This window comes from Rummeliibacillus suwonensis (assembly GCF_007896435.1).
Taxonomy (GTDB): Bacteria; Bacillota; Bacilli; order Bacillales_A; family Planococcaceae; genus Rummeliibacillus; species Rummeliibacillus suwonensis.
In genome coordinates this window covers 2,260,452-2,273,161 of record NZ_VCBL01000001.1, presented here as the reverse complement: position 1 = coordinate 2,273,161, position 12,710 = coordinate 2,260,452, and the positions used below count along the sequence as shown (strand labels likewise).

Genomic DNA, 12,710 nt, shown 5'->3' with positions numbered 1-12,710 from the left:
AATCAACATACCTAATATTTTTCATTAAAAATCAATTTTTAACTTAAAATAAGCTATTAAAATATAGATTTCATATAATTTATAGCTATCACTTTTCAATAGTGTATAAAAATTTACGAATAAATGTTCGCTTTTTTCTTGTCTTTTTCTCAGAAAAGAAGTATAGTAGAAACAGAAATATAAGAGAACCCATTTCAAAGGAGGAACTAGATTGGACGAACGTAAAGCGGCATTAGACATGGCTCTTAAACAAATTGAAAAGCAATTTGGTAAGGGATCTGTTATGAAATTAGGAGAAAAGGCAGACAGTAAAGTTGCCACATCTTCAAGTGGTTCGTTAGCACTTGATACAGCACTTGGAGTTGGCGGCTATCCACGTGGTCGTGTCATTGAAATATATGGACCAGAAAGTTCAGGTAAAACAACCGTAGCCCTTCATGCTATCGCAGAAGTACAAGCAAACGGAGGTCAAGCAGCATTTATTGATGCTGAACATGCTCTTGATCCTGTTTATGCTTCTAAACTTGGTGTTAATATCGACGAATTGCTATTATCTCAACCAGATACTGGTGAACAAGCATTAGAAATTGCGGAAGCATTAGTACGAAGTGGTGCTATTGATATTATTGTTGTGGATTCTGTTGCTGCACTTGTACCAAAAGCAGAAATTGAAGGGGAAATGGGAGATTCCCATGTTGGTCTTCAAGCCCGTTTAATGTCACAAGCATTACGAAAATTATCTGGTATTATCAATAAATCGAATACGATCGCTATCTTTATCAACCAAATCCGAGAAAAAATAGGCGTGATGTTTGGTAACCCTGAAACTACTCCAGGCGGACGTGCGCTAAAATTCTATGCTTCCGTACGCTTAGAAGTACGCCGTGCAGAAACAATCAAACAAGGTAATGATATGGTTGGTAACCGCACGAAGATCAAAGTTGTGAAAAACAAAGTAGCGCCACCATTTAAAACAGCTGAAGTAGATATTATGTACGGCGAAGGGATTTCAAAAGAAGGAGAAATTATCGATATTGGTGTTGAAAAGGATATCGTACAAAAAAGCGGTTCTTGGTATGCCTATGAAGATGAACGTTTAGGGCAAGGCCGTGAAAACGCAAAACAATTTTTAAAAGAAAATCCGGAAATCCGTGATGAAATTGCTCAAAAAATCCGTGTAGCTTCAGGTATTGGTGATGATGGATATGAAGTATCTGAAAAAGGCGAAGATGAAGGAACTCCAACATTATTTGATGAAAAATAGTGTTAGACCAGAGTAAAAGTCGATTGGGCTATACCCCTGTAGTGAAAGTCAACAGGGTATATAGCAAAGTCGAAAAAGAAAACATTATAACAAAGAGCACAGAATGCTGATTGATCAGTTTTCTGCGCTCTATTTTTTTACATTAGAATCCATTTTATAATAGAGTCCATTTCATAACACAAAAATCATATAAAGAACACGAACGTTTAATGACCGCTACATTTAATAATTGTGTAGCAGAAAGCGACGAGCCTTACATAGTGAAAATGAAAAAATTTTTAATTATCTTCATCTTCCTGTAGCAAACAAAACAATCAAAATAAAAAGTACAACTTTTTACTATGAAGATGACAAAATACCAAAGGAATAGCTGTAAGAGCTGGATAATAATACATTCAAAAACTGTGAATCCTTGACAGGTCTATTTATCAACTATACAATTAACTTGTATTATTTCTAAAATTGAAATGAAATTGGCACTATATTGAATAATCAATGTAAAGCCGACTGAAACAGAATTTGAAACAGCAAGAGGAGGTTATTCAAATGATGGAAATCATCATCTCCGCTTTGCTTGGATTTATCGTCGGTGCCGCTGTTATCTATTTGATCATGAAAAAAGTGAACGATTCAAAAGTGAACGGTGCAAAGAATTCTGCGGAACTTATTATCGAAGAAGGTAAAAGAGAAGCGGAAGCCCTTAAGAAGGAAGCACTACTTGAAGCAAAAGATGAAACTCACAAACTTCGAACTGAAGCAGAAAATGACATCCGTGAACGCCGGTCAGAAATTGTAAAACAAGAGAATCGGTTATTGCAAAGAGAAGAAAATCTTGACCGCAAGGATGACGCTCTGAATAAGAGAGAATCAGGATTAGAGCGTAAAGAAGAAGCTCTATCTGAAAGACAACAGCATATTGTACAGATGGAAAGCAAAGTGGAAGAACTTGTTGCTAAACAACAATCCGAAATTGAGCGCATTTCAGCATTATCTCGTGAAGAAGCAAAAGCAATTATACTTAAACAAGTAGAAAGCGAGTTATCAACTGATATTGCCGTTATGACAAAAGAAGCTGAAACACGTGCAAAAGAGGATGCTGATAAAAAAGCAAGGGAAGTGCTATCACTTGCCATTCAACGCTTTGCAGCAGACCACGTTGCAGAAACGACTGTATCTGTCGTTAACTTACCAAACGATGAGATGAAAGGTCGTATTATTGGACGTGAAGGTCGCAATATCCGAACGCTTGAAACATTAACTGGTATTGATTTGATCATTGATGATACGCCAGAAGCGGTCATTTTATCAGGATTTGATCCAATTCGTCGTGAGACGGCACGCTTAGCACTAGAAAAACTTGTTCAAGATGGACGCATTCACCCAGCGCGTATAGAAGAAATGGTGGAAAAAGCACGTCGAGAAATAGATGAACAAATTCGAGAAACTGGGGAACAAACAACATTTGAAGTAGGAATTCATAATCTACATCCAGATTTAATAAAGATCCTTGGGCGAATGAAGTATCGTACTAGTTATGGTCAGAACGTCTTAAAGCACTCGATAGAAGTTGCTCACTTGGCTGGCTTACTTGCTGCTGAGTTAGGAGAAGATGTTACTCTAGCGAAACGTGCAGGTTTACTTCATGATATTGGTAAGGCAATCGACCATGAAGTAGAAGGTAGCCACGTTGAAATCGGCGTTGAGTTAGCTACGAAATACCATGAGCATCCTGTTGTTATTAACAGTATCGCATCTCACCATGGTGATACAGAACCAACATCTGTTATTGCAGTTTTAGTGGCTGCTGCCGATGCATTATCAGCCGCAAGACCTGGGGCGCGTAGTGAAACATTGGAAAATTATATTCGACGACTGGAAAAATTGGAAGAAATATCCGAATCTTATGATGGTGTAGAAAAGTCCTATGCTATTCAAGCAGGACGTGAGATCCGTATTATAGTTCGACCAGATCAAATTGATGATTTGGCATCACATCGTCTAGCTCGAGATATTCGTAAACAAATTGAGGATGAATTAGACTATCCAGGACATATTAAGGTAACTGTCATCCGAGAAACTCGTGCCGTTGAATACGCAAAATAATTGTAAGGCAGAAGTGGCTTGTTTTAAGATGAAAAGTTGTGTCACTGAAGCTTAATTGAATATCAGTTGAACTGCAGGTTTAAACTTTTGAATTTAATTGATAAAAGGCTTCTCAGCACTTCGGTCGAGAAGCCTTTTATAATGGAAATGAGTGGATAAAATGAAAGTGTTATTTATAGGAGATATTGTTGGAAATATTGGTCTGGATGCAGTTGAAACTTATTTACCTCGATTGAAAAGAAAATATAATGTGGATGTTGTAATTGCTAATGGTGAAAACGCGGCTGCCGGTCGAGGAATAACCAAACGCATTTATCAGGATTTGTTGATGATGGGTGTAGATGTTATCACAATGGGAAATCATACATGGGATCAAAAAGAAATATTTGATTTTATCGATGATGCAGAATTTTTAATTCGCCCGGCAAACTTTTCAGATGAAGCGCCTGGTAAAGGAATGGTGTCCGTTACTAAAAATAACGAAACGATCTCCGTCATTAATTTACATGGTCGTACATTTTTACCGCCCCATGGGGATCCATTTGCGAAAGCAGAAGAATTAGTGAACCAAGCGAAAAAAATATCTCCTCTTGTTTTTGTAGATTTTCACGCAGAAACAACAAGTGAAAAAATAGCGTTAGGCTGGTATTTAGATGGCAAGGCATCCGCTGTAGTAGGTACGCATACGCATGTACAAACCGCGGATGCTCGCATTTTCCCAGGAGGCACTGCATTTATCTCGGATGTTGGTATGACTGGTCCATATGATGAAGTGCTTGGCATGAAAAAGGAAGATGTGATTTATCGTTTTAGAACCAATATGCCAACACGTTTTGAAGTACCGAAGCAAGGTAGAGAGGTATTAAGCGGATTTTACGTTGAGCTTGATCAAAAATCAGGTAAGGCTAAAAATTTTGAACGTGTCTATATAAATGCCGATTATCCATTCGTTCCTTAATTAGTCTATTTTATGCATGGTGAGCATACAATGCTTCATGGACAATCAAAATGTCCCCGATTTTTCAAACTAAGGGAGGAATAGTTGTGGATTCATTGAAAGTATCGTCTCGCTCCAACCCAAATTCTGTAGCAGGTGCATTAGTGGCAGTGATAAGAGAGCAAGGATATGCAGAGATGCAAGCAGTTGGGGCAGGTGCCCTCAATCAGGCTGTGAAAGCGATCGCAATTGCGAGAGGTTTTGTAGCGCCGAGTGGTACTGATTTAACGTGTTCACCAGCATTTACAGATATTTTAATAGCGGGTGAGGATCGAACAGCTTTAAAATTACTCGTTGAAAAAAAAGAACGATAAAGTGAAGCTTCCATCAGTGGGGGTTTTCTTCATCCCCCACTGAACTAGAAGAACTCAGGTTAAAAGCGCCACGTCCTGTGGCAACACCTGAGGGACCAACATCTTGTTGGCCCAAACCAATCGGACTTTTACGGGCAGTTCATCCCCCATCTATCTTTCTCGTTTCTCTCTAAATCTTGAGATGGGGGTCTTACTGCCCGTTAAAGCGGGATAAACAATAAACAGAGGCGGTTGACTAAGGGGAAAATCCCAATCACATCATCATTTAGACCGCCGAAGTGCATTGATTCTTCACTAAAAACGTGAGTAACTATAATAAATGAAATACCGGATAACTGATTCCGGTATTTTTTTATGTTTTTGGATAAAAATATATGTATAAAGAGCGTAAATCATTGCAATTTTATGAACAAATTTTTCCGTCAAAGGTCTGATTTTAAGAGAAATCGTTTCATAACGATAGTTTCATGCGCATGTTCGTGATAAACTTATGAAGGATAAAAAGCTTATACGTTATATATTAAGGAGATGTTGATCAATGTTACATCAGCTTTCTTGGAAAGTCGGTGGGCAACAAGGGGAAGGGATTGAAAGTACTGGAGAAATTTTCTCTACAGCAATGAATCGATTAGGTTACCATTTATATGGATATCGTCATTTCTCTTCTCGTATTAAGGGTGGCCATACGAATAACAAAATTAACGTACGTACATCAACTGTACATACGATTCCAGATGACTTGAATATATTGGTAGCATTTGACCAAGAAACAATTGAGATTAACTATAAAGAACTAACAAAAGAAGGGGTTATTTTAGCAGATGCTAAATTTAAACCTGTAAAACCAGAAGATTGCCTAGCAGAACTTTATATCGTACCATTTACAGAGATTGCAACAGAGCTTGGTACCTCACTGATGAAAAACATGGTAGCAATCGGTGCAACAGCTGCACTTATGAACCTTGAGGATGAAGTTTTCCAAAGTGTTGTCAATGAAATCTTCGGTCGTAAGGGAGAAGCGGTTGTACAAAAAAATATGGAGGCAATTGCTAAAGGCCATCAAATAACGAATGAATTGTTAAAAGATCAAGTTGGTAAATTTGAACTTGAACCAGGTGACGGCAAACATCGCTTGTTTATGATCGGTAACGAAGCACTTGCGTTAGGGGCACTTGCCGCTGGTTCCCGTTTAATGAGTGCATACCCAATAACTCCAGCATCAGAAATCATGGAGTATCTCATTAAAAAGTTGCCTAAATTCGGAGGTACTGTCATTCAAACAGAAGATGAAATCGCGGCTGCAACAATGGCGATCGGTGCAAGCTACGGTGGTGCACGTGCCTTTACAGCATCGGCTGGTCCAGGTCTATCACTGATGATGGAAGCGCTTGGTTTAGCAGGAATGACCGAAACACCACTGGTTGTCGTTGATACACAACGTGGTGGCCCATCGACAGGTCTTCCAACAAAACAAGAACAATCTGACCTTATGGCGATGTTATATGGTACTCACGGTGAAATTCCAAAAGTAGTCATCGCACCATCTACTGGTGAAGAAGCATTTTATGATATGATTCAAGCATTTAATATTGCGGATGAATTACAATTACCAGTCATCGTATTATCTGACTTACAATTATCACTTGGAAAACAAACAGTAGAACCATTCGATTATTCTAAAATCAGCATCAACCGTGGTAAATTAAAGATGGACGAACTTCCTGAATTAGAAGATAAACAATATTTTAAACGATATGAATTTACGGAAGATGGCATTTCTACACGTGTCGTTCCTGGTCAAAAATATGGTATTCACCATGTAACAGGTGTTGAACATAATGAAGAAGGGAAACCTTCTGAAGCAGCTGGAAACCGTAAAAAACAAATGGACAAACGTTTCCGCAAATTACAATATGTTCATTTTGATACACCTGTATTTACAGATGCGCCGAATAAAGAAGCAGATGTATTACTAGTAGGCTTTGGCTCTACAAAAGGGGCGATTGAAGAAATTCGTCCTATGTTAGATGCTGAAGGCATAAAAACAAATCATGCACATATTCGATTGATCTATCCATTCCCAGTTGAAGAAATGAAACCATTGATCGATCATGCCAAAAAGGTAATTGTCGTTGAAAATAATGCAACGGGTCAATTAGCGAATATTTTAAAATTAAACATGGGTCATCATGATAAGATTGTAAATTTAACAAAATATGACGGTACACCATTCTTACCATTGGAATTGCTTGACCGCGTAAAGGAGTTGCTAACAGATGGTGACATTTAAGGATTTTCGTAACACAGTAAAGCCTAACTGGTGCCCAGGGTGTGGTGACTTTTCAGTGCAGGCAGCAATCCAACGTGCTGCAGCCAATCTTGACATTGAACCGCATGAACTAGCCGTAGTTTCAGGTATTGGTTGTTCTGGTCGTTTATCAGGCTATATTAATTCATATGGTTTACATGGTATTCATGGTCGTGCATTACCAATTGCACAAGGTTTAAAAATGGCTAATCGTGATTTAAATGTTATCGCTACAGGCGGTGATGGAGACGGCTTTGCCATTGGTATGGGGCATACGATCCACTCCATCCGACGCAATATCGATATTACTTATGTTGTAATGGATAACCAAATCTATGGATTGACAAAGGGTCAAACATCGCCACGATCTGCCGCTGGCTTTGTAACAAAATCAACACCTGGTGGCGCTATCGAGCCATCATTAAAGCCTTTAGAAGTGGCCCTTTCTTCCGGAGCTACTTTTGTTGCACAAAGCTTTTCAACAGATTTGAAAGAGCTTACAGCCATTATTGAAGAGGGTATGAAACATAGAGGCTTTGCATTTATCAATGTATTTAGCCCTTGTGTTACTTATAATAAAGTCAACACCTATGATTGGTTTAAAGAACATATTACCAAGCTTTCAAGCGTAGAAGGGTATGATCCATCTAACCGTACTGAAGCAATGAGGACAGTGATGGAGTACGAAGGTCTTGTTACGGGTATCATTTATCAAAACGAAAATGAACCATCCTACCAAGAAAAGGTTATTGGCTATCATGAAGAACCGCTAAACAAAGCGGATATTATGATAAAAGAAGAAGAACTAAATGAATTGATGAAAGAGTTTATGTAATACCAATTCATTCTTTTAAAAATCACTCATTCAACAAGGATGGGTGATTTTTTCATTTCATATAGGGAGTGAGTTCTCCGTATCAAGATGCAGGAGTATAAATCAATCCCAAGTTACGATGATGAGCCAAAAAATAAGTAGCGAAATCAACAATTTATAACGTGTATCATGACAGAACGATGGATTGATCAAAAATAATTCGATGTGAATATGGCTATTTATGAACATTTGAGACTCTAATCTTGTGAGAATGCCCTCTCTTTCAGTATAATGTAGTAATGGGTATTCAAATGAAAGGGGTTTATCGATGAACGAAAAACAACGACTTGAAAGTCAACAAGCAAAAACAACTACATTGACTACTCAAAAAACGGAAAAAGATTATAGCAAATACTTTAACCCGATCTATATAGCACCATCTTTAAAAAATGCAAAAAGACGAGGAAAAGAAGAAATTCAATATCATAAAGATTTTAAAATTGATGGAAAGTATGAGGATATGGGGGTTGGACGAAAATTTTTAATCCGCACATATGGCTGTCAGATGAATGAACATGATACAGAAGTAATGGCAGGTATTTTCACCCAACTTGGATATGAACCGACAGAAGATATCGAAGAAGCCAATGTCATTTTGTTAAATACATGTGCTATTCGTGAAAATGCTGAAAATCGTGTATTTGGTGAACTAGGTCACTTAAAACCATTAAAACAAAGCAATCCAGATTTACTTATTGGTGTTTGTGGTTGTATGTCACAAGAAGAAGCAGTTGTCAGCAAAATTCTAAAAACATATGATCAAGTAGATATGATTTTTGGAACACATAATATCCACCGTTTACCAGAGATCTTACATGAAGCATATCTTTCTAAAGAAATGATTGTTGAAGTATGGTCGAAGGAAGGAGATATTATTGAAAATCTTCCTAAAGTGCGGAAGGGAAATATAAAGGCTTGGGTGAATATTATGTACGGATGCGATAAATTCTGTACATATTGTATTGTGCCGTATACACGAGGAAAAGAGCGCAGCCGTCAGCCGGAAGAGATTATTCAAGAGGTACGCAGCTTAGCGGCACAAGGCTATCAGGAAATCACCTTACTTGGTCAAAACGTTAATGCTTATGGGAAAGATTTTGTAGATCGAAATTATCGTTTAGGCGATTTAATGGATGAGTTAAGAAAGATCGATATTCCACGTATTCGCTTTACAACAAGCCATCCAAGAGATTTTGATGATCATTTAATCGAAGTGCTTGCCAAAAAAGGAAATTTAGTCGAACATATACACTTACCCGTTCAGTCTGGTTCAGATGGTATGTTGAAAATAATGGCACGGAAATACACACGTAAAAGTTACTTAGAACTGGTTCGCAAAATTCGTCAAGCGATTCCGGATATAGCACTTTCTACAGATATTATCGTAGGCTTCCCAAATGAAACAGAAGAACAATTCGAAGAAACGCTTTCATTATATAAAGAAGTCGGATTTGAAGCGGCTTATACATTTATTTATTCACCACGTGAGGGAACGCCTGCAGCAAAGATGAAGGATAATGTACCTCTAGAGGTAAAAAAAGACCGTTTACAACGTTTAAATAATGTAGTAAATGAGCTTTCTACTCAAGCCCTAAAAAAATATGAGGGACAAGTGGTCGAAGTACTGGTCGAAGGGGAAAGCAAAAAGAATCCGGATGTATTAGCTGGATATACAAGAAGAAATAAGCTAGTGAACTTTAAAGCACCTAGAAATGTGATTGGGAAAATAGTAAAAATTAAAATTACTGATGCTAAAACATGGTCTTTACAAGGCGAATTTGTCGAAATAGTATCAGGTATAGAGGTGAAAGCATAATGACAGAAAAAGTATATACAAAAGATGATATTATTGAAAAAGCACACGAAATTGCACACATGATTGCTAATACGGAAGAAGTGGAATTTTTTAAACGTGCAGAAGCACAAATAAACGAAAATCAATTTGTTCGCGAAAAAATTGCAAGCCTAAAAAGTTTACAAAAACAAGCGGTAAATTTCCAATATTATGGCAAAGAAAAAGCATTAAAATTAATAGAAGAAAAAATTGAAAAAATTGAAAAAGAAATTGATGAATTGCCAATTGTTGCGGAATTCAAACAATCACAAGGCGATGTTAATGATTTGCTTCAACTTGTGGCAAACTCAATTGCTAATAATGTGACGGATGAAATCGTTGTATCAACTGGTGGCGATCTTTTACGTGGGGAAACCGGCTCAAAAGTACGTAATTCAGAGCCAGGAAGTTGTTCATAATTAGATCAATTGGGCTGCTGTCCAATTTTATCCTGCATAAATAGGTAGTCAGTTTGATGCTAAAACTTTAGTAAAAAGCAGAAGGATAATTGTAGAGGAATTGCCTCTATACAGACTGGGTTAGTTCACCTTATCTCTTGTGAGGGACGGAGAAAAATCTCTACCAGATGTTTCACTTAAAATATATAGGTATAGCAAAGGATGCCATAGGAGTGTTGAAAACACTTGATGGCATCCTTTTTTATCCGTATGAATAGACAGCAAATCTCCTAGCACCTGGGTAATAAATAGGTGGAATCCATTGCTAGTAAAAGCATGTTTAGTGAGGAGTGAAGAAACCCGTTACTGTATAAAGTGTCACTTCCTGTGCCTATGGTGAGAGACTCCAACACCATTGTTTTTAAGACTTTCGACTTTTTCTTTCAGAATTAGGCACCCACTGGGCAAAAGACGCATATGATGTGGTGAACGGAAGCAAAGGAGGAATTATGCTGAAACAGTTACGTCATATTGTAACCAAAGCAGTGGTTGCAAAGGGGAAAAAGCGTACAGAATGTAGTGAAACGTTACGTCCACCAAATAGGCCATCAAGTATTTTAGGGTGTTGGGTGATTAATCATACTTATTCAGCAAAGAAAAATGGAAAGTTCGTAGAGGTAACAGGTAAGTATGATATTAATGTATGGTACGCATACAATAATCATTCCAAAACGGCTGTATTTTCTGAATCGATTTCATATCGTGATCGCATTAAATTACATTATCGCGAGGATGAGTCAACTGGGAAAGAAGAGGTGCATATTCGCGTCTTACAACAGCCAAATTGTGTCGAAGCAGTCATTGGACCAGATGGTGAACACTTTGTGGTCACCATTGAAAGAGAGTTATTAGCAGAAGTCGTGGGAGAAACAACCATTTGTATTAGCATCCATCCTCTTGAGTATGAAGAGGAATGGAGTTTTGAAGAGGAGAGCTCATCATCAAGCTCCTCTAAGTCATCAAGCTCATCAAGTTCATCAAGCTCAAGTTCATCCTCATCTGATCTGTCCGATTTAGAGTCATCGTCCTTCCATAAATAAACGAAAAAAGATTGGTTAAAAGTCCATAATAGTACCGACGGAAAATAAAACATTTCTTGTTGGTACTTTTTTTATCCCGCATTAACGGGCAGTAAGACCCCCATCTCAAGAGTTAGAGAGAAACGAGAAAGATAGATGGGGGATCAACTGCCCGTAAAAGTCCGATTGGTTCGGGCCAACAAGATGTTGGTCCCTCAGGTGTTGCCACAGGACGTGGCGCTTTTAACCTGAGTCCCTCTAGTTCAGTGGGGGATGAAGAAAACCCCCACTGATGGAGTTTCACTTTATGTTTTTGAAAGGAACTGTACCAAAAAGTCTGTGAAACCGATTTTTCGAACAGTTCCTTGTTATCTCCAGTCAATAGTTTTTTTCTAAAGTATAAAATCAGTCTATAATAGTGAGTAACTTCTCTGCTATGATAGATTGATTTTCTTGTTTGAAGGGATAGAAAGAGTAATGGGGTCTTAAAATCTAGTAAATATATTTCGTTATTCATGGAGAGACAAGCATAATGATTTGTTCGAATCCTGTCAATTCTTTTATAGATAGCCGATTTGACTGTAGAGGAGTCAGGTCAAGTCCTCTGCTTTTTATTCGACCAACAGCGTGAATCTTATATACTTCTCAACTCAGTATTTTTCACTGCAAAAAGAAAATTTCGTTCACATATATGATAAATAATAGGGAGGATGGCATACATATGGATAGCATCATTTTTGATTTAGATGGAACTATTTGGGATTCTATAGATACTGTACTAATGGCATGGAATAGCATAGTTGAAGAAAATAAGAAAGTAAAAAAGAAATTAACAAGAAAAGACTTCGAAGGTACTATGGGACTTCAAATGGACGACATAAGTAATAAGTTATTTCCAAATTTAGATTTAAACACTCGAACAAAAATCATTAAACAGTGCTTTGAAATTGAAGGTAAATATATAGAGGAGCATGGTGGAGTTCTTTTTGAAAATGTGGAAGTTTCACTTTATAACCTTTCTAAGAAATATAACCTTTTTATCGTCAGCAATTGTCAACAAGGTTATATTGAGGGGTTTTTCCAATACCATAAACTTAAGAATTACTTTTTAGATTATGAAATCCCCAGTAGAACGGGTCTTGCAAAAGGAGATAATATCAAATTAATAATAGAAAGAAACAAGCTTTCAAAACCCGTTTATGTTGGAGATACAGAAGGAGATCTAAAGGCATCCCGGTATGCAGGTATCCCTTTTGTTTACGCCAAGTACGGTTTTGGAAACGTAAGTGAATATGATCAAGTTATCGAAAAGTTTGATGACCTTTTGAACCTATTCTAAAGAATCACAGATGGTAAAAAGGGGATTTGTCCATCTTTCAGTAAAGAGTTTAAATATGGTGTGTTGATTAGGAAAAATCAGGATAAACATGCGAGCATAAACGTGAAAGCCTCCTTATTATTATGGCTTAAATTGAATAATCAGCACACCTGCAAATATATATTAAATTAAATACGGTCCATTAATAAAATAATTTTTTT

At 37.4% G+C, this 12,710-nt stretch carries 10 protein-coding genes; all 10 read left to right on the top strand.

Annotated features, from left to right (window positions below; translation table 11 throughout):
• Positions 1-211 precede the first annotated feature (211 nt).
• The 10 genes from recA (at position 212) to FEU33_RS10350 (ending at position 12,510) form a co-directional block, all read left to right on the top strand.
• Positions 212-1,264 carry a recombinase RecA gene (recA, locus tag FEU33_RS10395; RefSeq protein WP_146549296.1) on the top strand — a complete coding sequence of 351 codons (1,053 nt, stop codon included), beginning with the start codon at positions 212-214 and terminating at the stop codon, positions 1,262-1,264.
• Positions 1,265-1,813: 549 nt separating this feature from the next.
• Positions 1,814-3,367: a ribonuclease Y gene (rny, locus tag FEU33_RS10390; protein WP_146549970.1), complete on the top strand. Its 1,554-nt coding sequence runs from the start codon at positions 1,814-1,816 to the stop codon at positions 3,365-3,367.
• A gap of 160 nt (positions 3,368-3,527) precedes the next feature.
• Positions 3,528-4,325: a TIGR00282 family metallophosphoesterase gene (locus FEU33_RS10385; protein WP_146549295.1), complete on the top strand. Its 798-nt coding sequence runs from the start codon at positions 3,528-3,530 to the stop codon at positions 4,323-4,325.
• Positions 4,326-4,411: 86 nt separating this feature from the next.
• Entirely contained in the window at positions 4,412-4,678 is a 267-nt protein-coding gene (locus tag FEU33_RS10380; protein ID WP_146549294.1) for a stage V sporulation protein S, read from the top strand.
• Positions 4,679-5,216: 538 nt separating this feature from the next.
• Entirely contained in the window at positions 5,217-6,968 is a 1,752-nt protein-coding gene (locus tag FEU33_RS10375) for a 2-oxoacid:acceptor oxidoreductase subunit alpha (protein WP_146549293.1), read from the top strand.
• Complete coding sequence (locus tag FEU33_RS10370; protein ID WP_146549292.1) at positions 6,955-7,821, top strand: 2-oxoacid:ferredoxin oxidoreductase subunit beta; 867 nt, start codon at positions 6,955-6,957, stop codon at positions 7,819-7,821. The genes FEU33_RS10375 and FEU33_RS10370 overlap by 14 nt, the downstream gene beginning before the upstream one ends.
• Positions 7,822-8,128: 307 nt before the next feature.
• Positions 8,129-9,676 (top strand): tRNA (N6-isopentenyl adenosine(37)-C2)-methylthiotransferase MiaB, encoded by a 1,548-nt coding sequence (gene miaB / locus FEU33_RS10365; RefSeq protein WP_146549291.1) that lies wholly within the window; start codon positions 8,129-8,131, stop codon positions 9,674-9,676.
• Positions 9,676-10,113, top strand: a complete 438-nt coding sequence (locus tag FEU33_RS10360) for a YlbF/YmcA family competence regulator (RefSeq protein WP_146549290.1) — start codon at positions 9,676-9,678, stop codon at positions 10,111-10,113. Before miaB ends, FEU33_RS10360 begins: the two co-directional genes overlap by 1 nt.
• 491 nt (positions 10,114-10,604) lie before the next feature.
• Positions 10,605-11,192, top strand: coding sequence for an outer spore coat protein CotE (gene cotE, locus FEU33_RS10355; RefSeq protein WP_146549969.1), 588 nt, complete (start codon positions 10,605-10,607; stop codon positions 11,190-11,192).
• Positions 11,193-11,892: 700 nt separating this feature from the next.
• Positions 11,893-12,510, top strand: coding sequence for an HAD family hydrolase (locus FEU33_RS10350; RefSeq protein ID WP_146549289.1), 618 nt, complete (start codon positions 11,893-11,895; stop codon positions 12,508-12,510).
• Positions 12,511-12,710 lie beyond the last annotated feature (200 nt).